The sequence below is a fragment of the Flavobacterium gilvum genome (assembly GCF_001761465.1).
GTDB lineage: Bacteria > Bacteroidota > Bacteroidia > Flavobacteriales > Flavobacteriaceae > Flavobacterium > Flavobacterium gilvum.
In genome coordinates this window covers 3,800,511-3,820,287 of the sequence record NZ_CP017479.1, presented here as the reverse complement: position 1 = coordinate 3,820,287, position 19,777 = coordinate 3,800,511, and the positions used below count along the sequence as shown (strand labels likewise).

Sequence of the window (19,777 nt, the reverse complement as noted above, 5' to 3'; positions counted from 1 at the left end):
AATAATAAAATTTACACAATGAGACAGACAAGAAGTAGAAACTTTAACCAAATTATATGTGCAAAAGCACTGATTTTTTTATTTGTTTTACAGGCAAATAGTCAGCAAAAATATTTTAAAGACTTTCCTGCAAAAGCCAATCCAGAGAAAGTTGGTGTTCAAATAACCGAACGATTTTTATCGCGTCCGCATTCCACTTACGGAAACCCATTGAAGATGCATTTGCCTGCACCACAAATCACGTATCCTGATGTTTGCACCTGGCTTGGAGGGTTTTGGTTTACAAAAGCAACAAATAACAAAGAACTGTTCAATAAGCTTGAAGCCCGTTTCCAACCATTATTTACAAATGAAGCTAATTTGTTGCCAAAACCGAATCATGTCGACAACAATGTATTTGGAACGCTTCCTTTGGAACTTTATATGCAGACAAAAAATCAGAAGTATCTTGACATGGGAATGCATTATGCCAACACCCAGTGGGAGCTTCCGCAAGATGCAAAAGCTTCTGAAAAAAAATGGGCTGATGGAGGTTATTCTTGGCAAACCCGCATCTGGTTAGACGATATGTTTATGATAACTTCTATTCAGGCGCAGGCTTTCCGTGCTACAAAAGATGTGAAATATTTAAATCGTGCGGCCAAAGAAATGACAGTCTATCTAGATTCAATTCAATTGCCTAATGGGTTATTTTATCATGCTCCGGCAGCACACTTCAGCTGGGGAAGAGGAAATGGATGGATGGCTGTGGGAATGGCAGAATTGCTTCGTGCATTGCCGGAAAACAATGCAGACCGCCCAAAAATCATGAGTGCTTATCTCAAAATGATGGCGACTCTTAAAAAATATCAAGCGCCAGATGGCATGTGGAGACAGGTTATTGACGACGAAACCATGTGGGAAGAAACTTCATCTACGGCGATGTTTACTTATGCCATGATAGTGGGAGTGAGAAAAGGGTGGCTCAATGAAAAAGAATATGGAACGGTAGCCCGAAAAGCTTGGATTACCTTGACAACAAACTATATTGATGAAAAAGGAGATGTTACCAAAGTTTGTGAGGGAACCAACATAGGTAATAGTAGCGAATATTATCGCAAACGCGAAGGCTTAACGGGTGATTTGCACGGACAGGCTCCTGTACTTTGGTGCGCTTACGCATTGACCGCTCCGAAATTATAAAGTTAGCAGTATTCTCAATATTTTTTTTCTTGGTTTCTCATATAAAAATTGATTATGAACATAAAAACGTTATTCACTCTTACGCTTCTTTTAGCATCTTCTGCTTTTATTAAAGCACAAGTGAAACTCCCAAAAGTATTGGGCAGTAATATGGTATTACAACGTGAAAAACCTGTGCCTGTATGGGGATGGGCTAGTCCTAGCGAAATGGTTACTGTCTCTTTTTCAGGTCAGAAGAAAACCACTAAAACGGATTCGGATGGAAATTGGAGAGTGGAACTTTCTCCATTAAAAGCGTCATATAAGCCACAAATGATGACAATTTCTGGCAGTAATACGATTACACTTTCAAATATTCTTGTGGGTGAAGTTTGGTTGTGTTCTGGCCAGTCGAATATGGAATATACTATGAAATTGCCTTCCAATTATGCAAAACCGAAGGTGGGAGTTGACAGCACAGCATTGGAATTAACTAAAAACTACCCAAATATTCGTATATTTAAAGTCGAGAAAATATTGAGTAGCCCTGATGTAACAACAACCGGTTGGAATGAGTGTGGAGGGACTGCTTTGGAACAGTTTTCAGCTGCAGGGTTTTATTTCGCAAAATCTATTCAGTCAAATCTAAATGTTCCAATTGGTGTAATTTCTTCTTCATGGGGAGGGAGCCGTATTGAACCTTGGACTCCCGACGAGGCTTATAAGGCCTTGCCGGCATTTGCTGCAGAGAGCCAAAAAACGCCTTTTATGATAGATAATGTTGCTCCCGGAATGAATTATAAAAGCATGATTCAACCTTTAGCCCCCTTTGCATTACGAGGCTTTCTTTGGTATCAGGGTGAGTCTAATTGCTTGATTAATGATGGAATACGTTATGCTGATAAAATGCAGGCTTTGATTGAAGGTTGGCGCAAACAATGGGGGAATGACAAACTTCCTTTTTATTCGGTACTGATTGCTCCATATTATTATACTAAATTCAAGCAAGTGAATCCTATAACACTTACTACAGAATCGCTTCCAGAGTTGTGGGAAGGGCAAACACAATCCTTGAAGATACCTCACACAGGAATGGCGGTTGTCTCGGATCTGGTGGATACTCTTACGGACATTCACCCGTCCTATAAATGGGAAGTAGGCAGAAGGTTAGCGTTATTATCACTTGCAAAGGATTATAATAAAAAAATAGTAAGCAGTGGACCTGTTTTCAAAAGTATGAAGGTGCAAAATGGCAATGCTATCTTATCATTCAATTTTAGTGATGGATTGAAAAGTGTTGATAATAAGCCTTTAAGTTGGTTTTCTATAGCAGGGAATGATGGTAAGTTTGTTCCTGCAACTGCCATAATTGAAGGTCAAAAAATCATTGTGTCTGCTCCTGGTATTACAAACCCTGTTGCTGTTCGTTTTGCATGGAACGAAGAAGCCAGACCAAATCTGTTTAACGGTGCAGGACTCCCTGCTGTTCCTTTTCGTACAGATGCTATTGATTGGAAATATAATTAACCCGTTGGGTGCAAATATTTTTTAACACATGGAAACATAGAATTTATAGTTTTTAAAAAGAGTAAATAACCGTTTCACTTCTCACATAGATTGGCTATGTGGAAAATAGTGCTATTTCTATTCTTTCTTTACAGATGATCTATAAAATCTATAGTTCCTAATGTGTTTCAGTTTTTATTTAAACAGAACCCGAGCGATAGCGAATTGGCGTAGCAATTACAACCAACGGGTTATAATTAATTCAAGTTGCTAGTTGGATAACATTATAAACAAAGGAGAAGTTAATTGTTTGGAGTTAATGATTTATAAATATTTTAATCAAAAAAAGACGATTTCTACCCAAAAAAAGACGATTGTATTTATTTTGGAGCCAATATCAAGGTAGTTTTGGAATCTATGCAGTTACACTTGAAACCTTTCTAATAAAACTGACCTTATTTGTATTTGGACTGCAATTGAACAAATCAATTAACTAGCAACTTGAATTAATTAGATAATAATTAAAGACAATTATAAAAACTTTTTGTTATGAAAAAAAATGAAATTACCCCTTTAACTGATTTGGCAGATTTCACTGGTCCGATTGCCAATATATTTCAACAGCCAACTACTGCTGCCGAATGGGAGCAATATGTGCTCTCAAAAGAGCAGGTCAATTTTTTTCACGAATACGGTTATCTATCGGGTGTCAAAATCCTGACTGAAGATCAGGTAGATTTATTGAATGAAGAATTAGTAAAACTACAGTCGGTTAATGAAGAAGAGAAAAAGCTGTTCTACCACTATGAAAGCAATGAATCTGAAGATCCTAGTAAAGTGTTATTTCATGCTATCGGTGGATGGCGTTTAACACCTGGATTTCATGATCTTATTTGGTCACCGGCTTACCGTATGGCAGCGTACCAATTGATGGGAGAGCCGTTTCGTTTTTTCCATGACCAATTGTTTTGTAAACCCGCAAAGCATGGTGGAGTAGTGGCTTGGCATCAGGATTATTCTTACTGGACGTTCACCAAACCTATGCAACATCTAACATGCTGGATTGGACTTGACGATGCCAACAAAGAAAACGGTTGTCTTTATTACGTGCCTGGTAGTCATAAATGGGGATTGTTGCCTATTACAGGACTAGCTGGCGATATGGAAGCTGTAAGAGGCGTATTAAACGAAGAGCAGAATGCTGCTTTTGACAATAAGTTTGCCAACGAATTACCGAAAGGATATGCCAGTTTTCACCATCCGTTGATGATGCATGGCTCGTATGCCAATTATTCGGAGAGATCACGCAGGGCAGTAGTACTCAATTCCATGGCCGATGGGACTCTGGGAAATACTGCTGGTTATGAGCGTATGGCCGCATTAGAACATTTTCCACCGATGCCACAAGATCAAGTGCTTGACAATCAGTTTTTTCCTTTATTGTTTGATGATAGAGCTTCCGAAATCAAAAATCTTTTAGGCAGCATTCCAGTTCTTAGAAATAATGCCATCCAGAATGCTTCGGAATAATAGAAAAGCATTAAAAATTAAAATGAATCTACTAAAAATAAGAATTAATGAAACAATCTAAACTTTTTTTATTATTACTAGCAGCTTTTTGCATTTGCGAAAATAGTGTTTTGGCACAGACCAAAATATCAGAAAACAGCAAGGGCGAGCCTTTTGTTAGGAACAATAATGTGAAAGAGATTATTGTAATATTCAAGACACACTTTGATATTGGCTATACGCATAGGGTGAAAGATATTGTGCAGTATTACCGCACAGAGATGATTGACAAAGCTCTTAAAGTGATGGACGAATCGAAGTCACTGCCTGTTGAACAGCAATTTAAATGGACAGCTCCGGGTTGGGTAATGTCAAAAGTTATGGAACCTTGGACAGGACAGACATCGGATCGCCGCCAGAAACTGGATGACGCTTTTCGAACAGGGAAATTTATTACCCACGCGATGCCTTTTACAGTTGAAACGGATTTATGCGGACCAGAAGTGTTGACACGTGGACTAAATTTTGCGTCAAATCTCTCTAGACAATACAATCTTCCCCTGCCACAATCAGCGAAAGTGACTGATATGCCTTCTCATTCTCGTGAGTTGGCCACCGTTCTCTCCAACGCCGGTGTGAAGTTTTTGCATATAGGTTGCAACTGGCCAAGCGGATTTGTACAAACACCGGGATTGTTTTGGTGGGAAGGCCCCGATGGATCCCGATTGTTAACATTTTATTCAAGTATTTATGGAACTACTACTGGGCTTAGCTGGCCAGATAATTGGGGCGGGGCAGATCATTTTGTTGGACGCGGACTACTGCCTCCAGCGGACTGGCCTTATGCGGTTTGGCCTGCCATTCTTGTAACATTGGATAATAGTGGTCCTCCTACTGCGCAACAAGTAAAATCATTGTTTGATGAAGTATTGAATAAGATGCCCGGTGTGAAAATAAAAGTGGGTACGATGGATGATTTTGCCAAAGGCTTGCTGGCTACGCATCCCAAATTGCCGGTGGTGAAAGGAGAAATGCCTGATACTTGGGTGCATGGTAGTATGTGCGACCCAGGAGGAATTAGTATGTCCCGACAATCGGCGCCATTGATAGCTTCAGGTGCTATGCTGAATACACAATTGAAAACCTGGGGATTGCCTGTAACTACAGTTGCCGATTCGGTGGCCAGGGCATACGAGTTGATGGCACTGTATGCCGAACATACTTGGGGAGGCAGTAAATCTATTAATCAATATGGCGATGAATTTAAGAAATTAGATCCTGCTACTTATGCCGATCTTGAAGCATCTTGGGAAGATAAAACGGATTATATCCGAGGAGCATGGCGTATTGCCAATCATCTTAAACAAGACAACCTGTCCTTGTTGGCTAAATCTGTAAAATCTGCTCCCAATAGCATCGTTGTTTATAACCCATTGCCTTGGACACGAAACGGACTGGTTGAGATAAACGGACAACCCATATTTGTAAAAGATATACCTGCCAGCGGCTACAAAACAATTCCTGTACCTGCTAAGCAGATTGTGCAGAATACTGCCAACAAGTTCATCGAGAATCAATTTTATAAAATAACGTTTGATGACAATAATGGAACAATCTCGTCTTTGATTGACAAAAAAACCGGTCGCGATTGGGCTGCCAATATCTCAGGACATCAGACTGGGCAATATTTCAACGAACGGTTTACTTACGAACAAGCCGCTAAGTATACGGCAGATTACCAGCAAAAACGTGCATGGCAGGCTTTTGGAGAGAAGGGAGACTGGCTGCATCCCGGCATTAACAAAACTGGTATGATTTCAGAGAAAGAAGTTCCGTATCGCATGGCGTCTCCTGCTGGAGGAAAATTGAATATCAATAGCAGTTCATTGCAACAAATCGCTGTTCTTGAAATGCCTGCTGACGCGGCTAAGCATTTACCCGGTTCACGATTAACCGTAACGCTTACAGAGGGACAACCATATATCGACCTAGAAATAACTATTCTGGACAAAGCCAAAGATAACTGGCCTGAGGCCGATTGGCTTGCCCTTCCTTTTAATATAAAAGATCCTAATTTTAAAGTATATCGTCCGTTGGGAATAATGAATCCTGCTACTGATATTTTGAAAGGCGCCAATAAGGATATTTATTCGGTAGGTCAGGGTGTTACAATGACCGATGCTGCCGGAAATGGTATAGCAATATGTCCGATTGACCATCCGCTGATTAGTTTGGATACACCGGGCATCTGGAAGTTTTCCCTTGATTTTGTCCCTAAAAAGCCTGTTGTATATCTCAATCTCTACAATAATCAGTGGAATACAAATTACAGATACTGGTATTCTGGCTCCTGGAGTTCTCGTGTACGAATCTGGACATTGGACAAAACCAAAACGCAACCCGAAAGCATGACGGTTCCCGCTTTAGAAACAAGTTATCCTCTTCAGGCAATAGTTACCGAAAAAGGAGACGGCTCATTGCCACCATCACAAAAAGGGGTAGAGCTCTCCCGTAAAGGCATTTTGGTAACAGAATTTGGGAATAATCCCGATGGGAATAAAGGTACATTGCTACGTTTATGGGAGATGGCCGGAAATTCGGGTGAGGTGACCATTGCACTGTCAGGACAAAAGAATTTTACCATAGCTCGGCCAGTTAATCTTCGGGGTGAAGCAAATGGCAAGGCAATAAAAATTAGCAATGGAAAATTTAGTTGCCCTATCAAGGGATTTGGGCCGGCGAGTTTTATTTTGGAATGATTTAGATTAAGTAGCTTTTATGCTAAAATAGTATGCAGATAATCGTTTAAATATTTTGCGTAATTTTTTCCAAATGAAAAAGGATAAGGTGTTAGATAGCAAGTTTTTCCTCTTTTGATGAGTGAAGATGATGGTTTAAAAGATTTGTCTAGTTCTGTGCCAAATATTGATGTTGCATTTTTATATTGAAAAAAAATAATCGCATTTAATAGATTTCAACCTGATTCGATTATTATTTGAAATAAATTCAGTGAAAATCAATTCAATTGATTAAGCTCTGTTAGGAGCGTAATGTTTGTAGAAAGCGTAAATGTTGTTGAATTTGAGGTTGAATTTATTATTTAATCCTCAAAAAGAAAAGCATTGAAAGGGAAGATTTTTTTTAGTAAATCATAATGTCAAATAGAAAAAGCAAATAGTTATGAAAAAAATAACATTAATTTTAATTTTGATACTCCCTGTATTGTCGCAGGCACAGATTGCTGCCACTGATGCAGGAAATGGAAACGCTAATAATACAGTAACTGATATCGTAGTTGCTTTCAAAATGCACGTAGATGTCGGTTATACCGATTGGGCAGAAGGTGTATTGCAGAAATACTCAGGCCCTATGTTAGATAAAACACTGGCTTCCATCGATCAAACAGCTTCATTACCAAAGAATGAGCAGTTTGTATGGACCATTCCCGCATGGCCGTTACAATATATGCTCGATAATTGTTCTCCGGAAAATAAACCACGTTTGGAAAAAGCCATTAAGGACGGACGTATTGTGCCACATGCGCTACCTTTTACTTTAGAAACTGAGGCGAGCGATATGGAAAACCTTACTAGGGGGTTGTCATTTGCCGATAATATTAACCGTCGTTATGGACTAAAACCTGCCCGTGATGCCAAGTTTACCGATGTTCCCGAACATTCTTGGGTTATTCCAACTTTGTTAAAAAACGCAGGTGTTGATATTTTACACATAGGCTGTAATCCAGGTTCAACATCACCAGATGTGCCAACTTTGTTTTGGTGGCAAGGTCCTGATGGTTCAAAGCTGCTTACTTTTTACTGGGCACAGTATTATGGTTCGGGTATTTTGCCACCAAAGAATTGGCCTCATAAAACATGGTTGGCTATGATTCATACTCACGAAAACACGGGAGCACCGGATCCGAAAGAGGTAGCTGCGCTATTAAAAGAAGCTAAAGAAAAAATGCCTAATGCACGGATTCATATTGGTAGAATCTCTGATTTTTATGATTTGCTGATGAAGGAAAATCCACAGTTGCCAACAATCAAAGGCGATATGCCGGATACCTGGATCCATGGATTTATGTCAATGCCTGAAGAAGTGAAAACGGATAAAAAATTTCAGCGTGAAACTTATATTACTGAGCAGTTGAATACCCAAATGAATTTGTGGAGAGGCAGGGATGTTTCCATAGATAAGTACGTGAATACCGCCACAGAAAATATGTTGCTTTTTGATGAGCACACTTTTGGGGCATCTATGTCGCATGGGCATCAGCTTTTTTGGAAATACGACAACGATTTTAAAATTAACAAAGCTGAGGGGAATTATTATTTCCTCGAAAAATCATGGGAAGAGAAGTCGGCTTACGTACGAAAAGCCGAAAAATTGATCTGGCCCATAAAGCGGAACTTACTTTTTGAGCTGGCAAAATCAGTAAAGGAGAAAAATCCACATGTAACTGTATATAACCCGTTGCCATGGGCAAGAAGCGGACGTGTCAGTCTTTTTGAAAGCTATTATGAAAACCCCTCGCACGAAGTACCGACTATCAAAGCAGTGAAAGACCTCGAAACAGGTAAAATTATTCCGGTTCACCAAGATCATAACCTACTTGAGTTTGATGCCACTGAAATTCCTGCAGGTGGTTATAAAACTTTTGTAACGCTAGATAGTCCGGTAGAAACTACATCGACACTTTCTGCCAATGAACAAACCAATGTTTTAGAAAATAAGTTTTTTAAATTAACGATTAACCCAGCTACAGGTACTTTGCAATCGGTCTATGATAAGGAAAATAATAGAGAATTGGTAGATTCAAAAAGCAAGTATGCTTTTGGGGAGTATGTATATGAGCAATTAGGAAGGGAGCAGGTACAAACTTACAATAACAATTATATAAAGCCAGGTGCAGAGGAATGGGCAGCCCAGGAATTTATCAGGTTGCCAAGTCAACTGTCTAATCAAAAAACGATCCGCAACAATGGGCAATGTAGTAAAATAGAGTGGTTAAATAATAGCAGTATGGTTCGTGCCACTGCTATGTGCCAGCTAAATGACAGTGGCGCACAGCAATACCTAGTGAGTTATACGCTGTACGAAAATCAGCCTTATATTGAAATCACTGTCGGTCTTGATGGAAAAAAACCTACAGCCAACCCTGAAGCGGGATGGATTGCTTTCCCATTTGCTTTGGACAAACCTGAATATCGTTTGCTACGTACCGGCGGTATCGTTGATCCGCAAAAGGATTTGGTTGATAAAACCAATCATGATTTTTATTTTCTCAACACAGCGATGGCTATGTATGATAAAACAGGAGGAATTGGTTTGAATTGTCCGAATACACCCGGTGTAAGTATCGACCAGCCTGGCATTGGCGTGTACAACAAAACCAGGACATTGACTACTGGTACAGTTCTGTCAAACTTATACAATAATGTTTGGGCCACCAATTTTACAGAATGGATAGAAGGATCTCATTCGGCAAAATTTTACATCTGGAGTTATAAAAATTATGATGCAACTTCTAGTCTTATAACACCTTCCGAAGAAACTCGTTCGCCATTAAGTGCTGCATTTTTGGGTTCTACAGACCTGTCTTATGCACATAGATTTGAAGCAAGTCGTGAATTGCCTAATATGCAAACAGGCTTGACACTAGATCGTAAAGGTGTATTGGTAACTTCATTCAATAAAAAAGGGAATGAGGCGAGTATCCGTTTTTGGGAAGAGGCTGGCAATGCAGGAAAATGCGTTGTGACGCTTCCGGCAAACGCTTCATTCAAAAAAGCATATTTGTGTAATCTAAGAGGAGAACTAATGGATAAAAAAGGGATTTCAATTATCAACAATTCCTTTTCATTTGAAATAGGAGCCAACCAGCCACGTACATTTTTGCTGAAATAAATCAGCCATATCGTTTGTAAATATTATTATTGAAAACGTTTGGAATTTTTTTTTATGTCAAAAAACAAAATGACTTCCATTACCCTTTTTGATTATCAATAGTGAAGAATTTTGAGAAACTAATTCAATTAATATGTTCTTTATGCGTATTCAATTTAGTCCTGAGTGGGTTGAAAAATTTATGGAATATTTACCTTATTTTGAGAAAATAGATTTGTACTTATTAAAATAATACAAGTTTTAGTTAACGGAATTGTATTTAACTGCTGTTATAAAAATTATATTTGAAGAAAGATCGAGTATTGAATCACTTGAAAATGAAATCGGAATTATAACCAATGATATTTCAATTCCATAGTTTATAAACCTTAAAATAATCATTAGATATGAATAACATGAATAAGTTAACTAGTTTATTTGCCCTTTTTCTATTATTGCAGGGTAATCTGAATGTGTTTGCAAAGACCTCTTTTTCAGATTCTTTAATGGTTAAAGTCCAGTCTTTTTATCGCCATCGTCCTGATAAAAAACCTGGAAGATCATTGATGTTATATTTTAAAAATGCTCCATTAAAAGGAAAAGGGACAGTAACATTGCAATCTAATAGCATAAAAGAATTGTTACCTATTGATGGAAAGAATGGAATAGACAGCCTAAATGTTTTATTGCCTGCTGGTTTGGGTGTAAAAACAGATTGCCAACTGAAGATCGTTGTAAATCAGTCGAATAAAGTTCTGGAGCGAAGTGTAAAAGTACCCGCTTTACGTCAATGGACGGTATATATCTATCCTCACTCACACGTAGATATTGGTTATACCAATACCCAAGAAAATGTTGAAACAATCCATAAAAGAAATATTTTCGAAGGGATGGAATTGGCAAAAAAAACAGCAACCTATCCCGAAGGAGCACGTTATCTATGGAATCCGGAGGTATTATGGCCTGTTGAACGCCTGTTTAGCAAGGCAAGTCCTCAGGCAAAACAGAAGGTAATTGATGCCGTTAAGAAAGGGTATCTGCAGCTGGATGCAAGCTATGTAAATACTAATACTAGTGTGGCGGTAGATGAAGAATTGTTTGAATTTTTGGAGCATAGTAAGGATTTTGAAAAATTAACCGGCAAAAAGATTGAGACTTTTGTACAGGTAGATGTGCCGGGCATGACTTGGGGATTGGTTCCAGTGGCTTCACAATTGGGTATCAAATACATTATGGCCTTCAACAATGGTTTTGATAGGGTGGGTCGTTCTATGGATTTGATGAGTTTCCGTCCATTTTGGTGGAAAAGTATTGATGGTAAATCCAAAGTGCTCTTTCTTCAGCCTGGAAGCTATTCTCCCGGAGCTGCTGCCAAGGGTTTTGATTATTGGCCCAAAATGGCTGGCCAGATAGATAGTACAAAATTAATGAAAGTGGTAAGGACCGATACGCCAAGAAAGCATTTCATTGATAAATACCTGGCTGATATGTTGCCTAAATTGCAAAAGGCTGATTATTATCCTTATGACATATTTGCGATGTCCTGGGCCATGGCAGACAATATGCCTATTGATGCAGACCTGCCCGAGGCTGTAAAAAGCTGGAATGAAGAGTATGCCTATCCCCATCTGGTGATTGCAGGTGCTACAACGATTATGAAAAAATTTGAGGAGAAGTATGGGAACCAGTTACCTGTGTTATCCGGAGATTATACAGAATATTGGACAGATGGTTTGGGGACAGCCGCTAAGCAAACTGGTATGAACAAGAGTACTAAGGAAAGGTTGATTCAGGATGAAACGCTTTGGGCAATGCTTCATCCGGGAGAACCTGCACCACGAGCAGACTTGAAAGAAGCTTGGAGAAATGTCAGTCTAGGAACGGAGCATACCTGGTGTTATATGGATCCTTCAAAGCAACCAATCACCAATGATATTTTGAATGTCAAATTTGGATACTTTCAAAAAGGGGAAGATATCAGTAAAGATTTAATGCAGCGAGCCTTAGCTCCTGTTGCCAAAAACGAAAGTGAAATAGTAGGTGTTTTTAATACTTTGTCTTGGAATCGAAGCCAGTTGGTAAAGCTTTCAAAAGAGCAAAGCGGTAGATACAATAGTGTAAAAAATGAATCGGGAAAAACGGTTTTGTCACAAAAGCTTTCTACTGGTGAACTAGTGTTCATGGCTGAAAATGTTCCTGCTTTAGGATCAAAGAATTTCATGTTGAGTGAAGAGAAAAACAACGCCAGTGGCATGCTTGCTCATGACAACGTTTTGGATAACGGAAGCATCAAAGTAGTGCTTGATCCTCAAACGGGGGATATATCCAGTTTAACAAAAGGAGCAAACGAATTTGTTGATGCAAAAGCTGCTTGCAGTATCAATAGTTATCGTTACCTGAAAAGCAGTGATACGCTGAATAGAGTTTCTGGTACATCAAATGTGAAAATTTCAATCCTTGAAAATGGTCCGTTGTTGGCCTCAATTTTAGTAGAATCGGCCGCGGAGGGCAGTAATAGCCTATCCCGAACAATTACACTTGTAAAAGATCAGCCTTACGTAGATATCAAGAACAATCTGGATAAGCAATCGATAACCAAAAAAGAAGGGGTGCATTTTGGATTTGCGTTCAATATTCCTCAGCCAGAGACCATGGTGGATATTCCATGGGGTATTATGAAAATAGATAACGACCAATTGGATGGCGCCAATCGAAACTGGATAGGCTTTCAACGCTGGCTGGATGTTTCCAATAAAGAGAAAGGAGTGACTATGTGTTCATTAGATGCTCCTGTTTTTGAAGTAGGAGATTTAACGGCAGACATTCTGGGAGGAGCCGCTAATTCACCAAAATGGATTAAGAAACTTACGCCAAGTGCAACTATTTACTCTTGGGCTTTAAACAATCACTGGCATACTAACTTCCCATTAAGTCAGGAAGGCAAGTTAGAATTCCGTTACCGTCTGCTTCCACATAATACAGCTTATGATGCAGGAATGGCCAATCGTTTTGGGATGGAGCAATCGCAACCTTTAATCGTTAGCCCATTAAAACAAAAAATAAGTCAAAAACCTTTATTATCGCTGTCAGATAATCCAAAAGTATTGCTGTCAATATTGAAAGTGGATGAGTCAGGCAAGAAGATGGAAGTAAGGTTGCGTTCTGTTTCTGATAAAGACGAACAGGTAAAAGTAAACTGGCTGGAGATGAAACCGACATCAATACAAATAGACAATAAGGCAATTGGTAAAGGAAAAAATCCGATGGAGACCGAAGTGCTGGTTCCTGCAAAGGGAATGATTACATTAGTTGCAGACTTCATTCGTTAAACCTTATAATGATAAATTTATGAAAAGAAGAAATTTTGTAAAAATGACAGGAACTTTTGCACTGCTTTTTCCTTATACAAATGTCTTAAGTAGTATTGATTTTGAAGCCAAAGAGTATTACGAAGCTGATAAGCTCTTCAAGATGAGTATAGCCGCTTTTAATAGGTTTGAAAGTGTTTGGGAATGCAATGATTTTTGGAGAAGAGGTAATACTTTCGATGCGTGTCTTAATTTTACAGATGTTGTACAGCAAAAATGGCCAGATAAGCCAGAAGTAAAATTGATGCAGCAAAAGGTGAACTTGATGCTTGAAAAAAACATGGCTTATTTCCATAGTCTTGATCCTAATAATTTTTGGGCAGATGATTTTGGTTGGTGGGGGCTAATGGGGCTTAATGCCAGACGATATTTATTGCGTGCCGGGAATAAAGAGTTAGCAGATAAATACCTGCAGCTTTCTACCGATTTGTGTTGGAAGCAGGCAAAAATCCATGCTTACGACCCTTTATCATCGGCAGTCCCCATTCCGCATGGTTTTAGAAATGGAGACGCCAAAGGTCAAAGCACTGGTGTGAAAAATACAGTAACGAATGTGTTGTTTTTTTTACTCTCAACCCGAATTTATCGCCTAACACTTGCGGAAAAAATAGCAGACAATGATAAATACCTAGAGATGGCTTACGACCAGTGGATGTGGTTTGATAGTTGGTTTCAATTGAATCAGTATGAATATCTAAAGAAAACAGCCTCCGGAGGTGCATTGGTACAGGAAAGGCCAATTGCTATTTTTGAAGGATCTGGTTATAAAGATACTACGCATCCTACTTGGCACAAAGGATGGGTATGGACAGGCGACCAGGGAATGTTATTAGCGTCGCTTACCAACATGCTGGCCATCAAAGACAATGTCGCTGAATGGGTAACAAAAAATAAAAAAGGAACAGCGTTTAATGTAAATGTATTTACCGATAAAATAAATGCCTATTTGGAATTAATTGCAAAAGGAATAAAAACAACTTTGATTAGTGATATGGATCATGTCATCCGCGAAGCGCCTTTGGTAGCCAATATGGGGCCTGAGTTTGGTAGCGATTATCTAGCTGGACGTGGTATTATGATGCGATATTTGGGAATACTTGGCGGAAGAGTCAGTGGTGTTGATTTTAAAAGTAACATCAAAGCAACCGCAAATGCAATATGGGAAACACGTGATAGTTCGAACAACCAATTCAAGGCCGAATACACCAACGCTGAAAAAGATAAATTATATATACAGCAGTTTAAAAAAGAATGGGGAGTCGCTGATGATATTCTAAAATGGGATATAGAAAAGGTAGATTTAGGATGGAGATTATGTGTTTGCCAATCCATAGGCCTTGATGCCCTTGGTGCAACAATTCGACTGATGTAAATTGGAATATAAAGAATCGAATCTTCCTGTTTCACATATTGATGAAAAGGGTATAATAATATTTTATTAATAAGAACCCGTTGGGAGTAATTGCTTAGACAATTCGCTATCGATCGGGTTCTTTTTAAAAAAAATGAACCACATAGAGACATAGGTTTTATAACTAATCTGTAAAGAATGAATAGAAATAGCACTATTTTTTACATAGATTACTATGTGAGAAATAAAATGGTTATCGAGTAAAAAAACAACAACAATATTTCTGTATGCTAAAAAAAAATAAACCTTGCGGGTTAAATAATAACCGGCTTTCAATGAATAAATTTTTTATTAACTTGTTTGTATTAAGTAGTAGTACTGCCTTTTCAATTTGTCGGGATATCAAAATATGTTTTGCAAGATTATCATATAAGCGAATGTCTTTACAGTTTTTGTTTTTACTGTTTATTCAGCTTCTTATTTCGTTTTCGGCGGCTTCACAATCGAATCAAACCATTCAGAATTATATTCCGGCTTTTGAAAATGCAAATCATCCGCAGATTGCTTATTGGTTTTTTACAAAAGATCAATTCGACGAAACCAGATATAAAAATAAAATTGATAGTATTTCCGCTTTCAGCAAATACACATATGTTTTTCTGACACCAAGAAACGGGGTTAATTCTTATGATTCGAAAACCATGCACCCCGTTTATGATAATGTGGTGAAGTATGCACATGCTAAAGGAATCAGAATAGGACTTCAGTTAGGGGGTCCGGTAGATGCCGTACCTCTCAAAAATACATCTCGGCTTATACAGGAGGGAGAAATAAAACTGGATAATAATGGCAAAGGTTCATTTACATCTGTGGCTAAGCATGCCAGATTTATGAATTTGTTATTAAAAAGCGAATTATATAGTGTATATGCTTTTAAAAAATCAGCAGATGGTTTTTATATACCCGGCAGTCTAACGGACATTACTTCAAAGGTGCAAAAAACAGAAGCGACAAATAGTGTAGCAGTTTCGGTAGATTTAGGTGAGGCCATGAAAGGTTATACTGTTTATATACTTACCCAGCATTACTACAATTACTGGAGTAATTACAGTCCTCAGGCTGTGGGCAATCTTACATCTATTTTGAAGACATATTCCGATATTCCTTTCGATGGTGTAGGTCTTGATGAATACTGCAATTTGCCTATTGTTCCTTCATGGTTATTAAAAGCTGGAGATGTTTTCAGGGAGCGTCCTTATTCACTTCCCATGGATTCTGTTTTTAAAGCCAACACCGGTTTAAATCTAAAGCAAACCTTTTTTGACATGCGTTATGCACCGACGGGGAAACTAGGTATTAGGGCCAAAGCAATAAACAATTATATGTCCGTTATGCGCAGCGGAACTATTGAAATGGAAAAGGAAATTTATCGTGCAGGTAAACTTTACTTTGGAAAAAACACTTTCATTGGTTTCCACGATACGCACCACAACACTTTAGATGGTGATGAAATATGGCATACAGGACTGAACTGGTGGAACATAAAAAGAGATTATGGGCAAACCGATGAAGACACTCCAACACCTACCCAAATGGGGATTGGTTTCAGTTATCCAATGAATGCGATATACAATATGTATTACAACAAAAATCTGGATAAAATCTGGACAAAAGCGTTAACCGATTTACGATATGGTATTCGCACGCATTATCACGCCATCAATGATGTTCAGAGTTGGGGAGTAAGTATTGAGCATCCTTTGGCGCAAGCCCAAATTAATAAAGTAGAAAATTGTGCCCGTTTGTTGAATAATTTTAATCCTTCTTTCCCCAAAATAAAATTATTGGTATTATTCGGAATGGAGTCACTCACCAATTGGTATCCGGATACGTTATCAAGAAACGCGTATGACTTAAAAGGTAAATTAAAAATAGAAGAAAAGGCAATGCAGCTATGGAATGCTGGATATCTAAATGCATTGGTACCCACAGACGAAATTACTGATGGAAGGTTATCCATTGGTGCCAATGGGAAGCCTGTTTTACAGGGACATGAATTTGATGCCATTGTTTTCCTGTATCCGCAATATGCAAGGAAAAGTACAACAAAATTTATACAGGAATATATAAAGAAGGGAGGTAAACTAATCGTAGAAGGAGACTGCACCAGCGACTTTAACGGAAATGATATTACTGAGGAATGGAAGAAAATCTTAAGTAAATCCGTTGCTACTTCTTTTTCATTGGATGCCATAGCTAAACTGGGAATTAAGAAAAACGAACTACAAAATGGAGTATTAACGGAAGACAACACTTATGTGTTTACCGATGTAAAATCGATACAGGACAATGCTTTGGCAAGCTTTACTTTTACAGATAACGGTACAGTGTTTTCTGGAAATTATAAAGGTCTGGCAGCTATAAAAATTGATTCGAAAAACAATGTTGAAAAACTAGCTGCTACTGGTTTTTCATCATTGCAAAAAAACGGGAACACCATTTTTGCCATGAATAAGCCCGCAGATGTTTTCATAGAAGTGAAAAACAATCAAGTTTATATTAAAATTGCCGGCAATGAAAATGAAACACAAATAATCACTAATAAAATTCTCGATAAGCAAAAATAAGGATGGTGATGGACGAAAAGGTTTTTAAAAATGTTGAATTCTTATGATTAACAAATTAGCAAAATCAGGCAGTATCATTCTGTCGATATTCTTGATTCAAACTAGCATAGCCCAAATTAAAACAGGGATTGACTGGAAAAATTTTCTATCCCGTAACGATATGGTGTATAATACGCTTACTACCAAATGGGAAGAGGGTGTTTTTACCGGTAATGGTTTGCTGGGTACTATGTTGTATATGAAAGATGACAATACCTTGCGTTTGGAGATTGGTCGAACAGATGTTATAGATGGCAGAGACAGATCTCGTATGCCTATAGGTCATTTTGAGCTTAAGCCTGAAGGGAAAATTTTAAAGAATACCGCTCGCCTTGATTTATGGAATGCGGAAGCCAATGGAACAATTGTAACTGATAAAGGAACGATTCAATGGAGAACCTATACACTCTCACAAACGAATGTGATTGTTTTTGAAACGAAGATGAGTGTAGGTGAAAGAAAATTTCAGTGGCTGTTTTGCCCTGAAGTTTCCATAAACAGCCGCTTCAAATTCCGGCCTATTCCTAAAGGATATGTAGCGAATCCACCCGCTATTCTTGCAAAGGACGGAGCGGTCGAATACTGCAAACAGCCAATGCTTGCCGGTGGTGATTATACTACGGCATGGACAGAAAAAAATAACTCAAATAGCAAAACGTACTATATATCAGTCGCTATCAACAGAAAGCAATCTTCGGTAGATGAGGCTACACAAATTGTAAACAATGTGACCAAAAAGGATATAAAACAATTGCTAAATATCCACAGACAATGGTGGCATCATTATTATTCCCAGAGTTTTATATCACTACCTGATTCAAAACTGGAAAGTTTTTATTGGATACAATTATATAAACTGGCATCGGCTACTAGGGAGGGAAAGCCGGCTTTAGATTTGATGGGACCTTGGTTTCGGTATACACCATGGCCTGCTTATTGGTTTAACCTAAATATTCAGTTGACTTATTCACCGCTTTATGCAGCCAATCAGTTGGATGTAGCTAATGGGCTTGTACAAATGATTGATGCAGGTAAAGAGAATTTGAGCAAGAATGTACCTGAAGCATACCGACACAATGCACTGGCATTGGGTCGTGTAGCTACAATGGATTTGTACAGCCCGGTAACAGTGAAGCCATTAAGTGAAGTAACCGGTCCAGAAGGTGAACCCGAGCTTGGTGATCTTACCTGGTGTTTATATAATTATTGGCTACAATATCGCTATACTATGGACGAAAGTATAAAAGCAAAACTTTTTCCATTGTTAAAGGGAAGTATCAATTATTACTTAGATGTGATGGCGAAAGAAGCGGATGGCAAATGGCATTTACCTTATACTTATTCGCCTGAATATCCCGCTGGAACTACTAGAGATTGTAATTACGATTTATCGTTATTGCGTTGGGGTTGCGAAACTTTATTAAAAATAAACCCAAATGACAGTCTTGCTCCTCGATGGAAAGATGTATTGATTAATCTAACGGATTACCCGACGGACGAAAATGGTTTGATGATAGGTAGGGATGTGCCATTTAGTAAATCGCACCGTCATTATTCACATATGCTTATGATTCATCCTTTGTGCATCATGAATTGGGAACAACCAGAAAATAGACCGCTGATCGAAAAATCATTGCAACATTGGCTTAGCCTAAAATCAGAATTTGCCGGATTTTCATTTACGGGAAGTGCATCAATACATGCCGTAATGGGACAGGGTGATATAGCACTTGATTATCTGAATCAATTATTCGGCTATACAAAACCGAATACCATGTATTTAGAAGAAGGGCCAGTGATCGAAACTCCGTTGGCCGCAGCCACTTCTATTCAGGAGTTGTTATTACAAAGTTGGGGTGACAAGATCAGGGTATTTCCTGCGGTTCCATCTTCATGGAAAGATCTGTCATTTGAAAACTTAAGAACCGAAGGTGCATTTTTAATCAGTGCAGTGCGAAAAGGTGGTGAAACAAAATGGGTAAAAATAAAAAGCTTGGTTGGAGAGCCTTGTATTATTCATCCCAATATAGATGGAAAACTACAAGCTAAAGGCCATGTACAGTTGAAGGATTTAGGGAACGGCAATTATTCTTTTCAACTTAAGAAAGGCGAAGAAGTTATTTTATATAAAAACAAAAATGATTTATCGCTGAAAGTTAATGCTGTGAAACAAGAAGGGAGAACTAATTATTGGGGTAGCATTTCTGGTAAATAGGTTTTTGTTAAATAGCTTGTCTTTAATGGTTTATCTGTTGTGGAATAAAAATATCAATTTTAAGATTGTTTTTCATTTTTAACAAAAAAAAAATCAAAATATTTATGTTTAA

9 protein-coding genes are annotated in these 19,777 nt (G+C 38.3%); all 9 read left to right on the top strand.

Features of this window, described 5'->3' with window-relative positions; all coding sequences use genetic code 11:
• The first annotated feature begins 18 nt into the window (after window positions 1-18).
• On the top strand, window positions 19-1,182 hold the full coding sequence (locus EM308_RS15505) for a glycoside hydrolase family 88/105 protein (RefSeq protein WP_051877857.1): 1,164 nt from the start codon (window positions 19-21) through the stop codon (window positions 1,180-1,182).
• 54 nt (window positions 1,183-1,236) lie between these two features.
• Window positions 1,237-2,688: a sialate O-acetylesterase gene (locus EM308_RS15500; protein ID WP_035639243.1), complete on the top strand. Its 1,452-nt coding sequence runs from the start codon at window positions 1,237-1,239 to the stop codon at window positions 2,686-2,688.
• Window positions 2,689-3,216: 528 nt separating this feature from the next.
• A complete protein-coding gene (locus tag EM308_RS15495; protein ID WP_070261874.1) occupies window positions 3,217-4,197 on the top strand; it encodes a phytanoyl-CoA dioxygenase family protein in 981 nt (326 codons plus the stop codon).
• A gap of 47 nt (window positions 4,198-4,244) precedes the next feature.
• Window positions 4,245-6,935 carry a glycoside hydrolase family 38 C-terminal domain-containing protein gene (locus EM308_RS15490; RefSeq protein WP_035639246.1) on the top strand — a complete coding sequence of 897 codons (2,691 nt, stop codon included), beginning with the start codon at window positions 4,245-4,247 and terminating at the stop codon, window positions 6,933-6,935.
• Between the two features lie 421 nt (window positions 6,936-7,356).
• Window positions 7,357-10,086: a glycoside hydrolase family 38 C-terminal domain-containing protein gene (locus tag EM308_RS15485; RefSeq protein ID WP_035639249.1), complete on the top strand. Its 2,730-nt coding sequence runs from the start codon at window positions 7,357-7,359 to the stop codon at window positions 10,084-10,086.
• A gap of 395 nt (window positions 10,087-10,481) precedes the next feature.
• Complete coding sequence (locus tag EM308_RS15480) at window positions 10,482-13,394, top strand: glycoside hydrolase family 38 N-terminal domain-containing protein (RefSeq protein WP_197056146.1); 2,913 nt, start codon at window positions 10,482-10,484, stop codon at window positions 13,392-13,394.
• Between the two features lie 19 nt (window positions 13,395-13,413).
• Window positions 13,414-14,805, top strand: coding sequence for a glycoside hydrolase family 76 protein (locus EM308_RS15475; protein WP_035639251.1), 1,392 nt, complete (start codon window positions 13,414-13,416; stop codon window positions 14,803-14,805).
• 416 nt (window positions 14,806-15,221) lie between these two features.
• Complete coding sequence (locus tag EM308_RS15470; protein WP_035639254.1) at window positions 15,222-17,411, top strand: hypothetical protein; 2,190 nt, start codon at window positions 15,222-15,224, stop codon at window positions 17,409-17,411.
• A 43-nt stretch (window positions 17,412-17,454) separates the two neighbouring features.
• Complete coding sequence (locus EM308_RS15465; RefSeq protein WP_051877859.1) at window positions 17,455-19,665, top strand: glycosyl hydrolase family 95 catalytic domain-containing protein; 2,211 nt, start codon at window positions 17,455-17,457, stop codon at window positions 19,663-19,665.
• The last annotated feature ends 112 nt before the right edge of the window (window positions 19,666-19,777 follow it).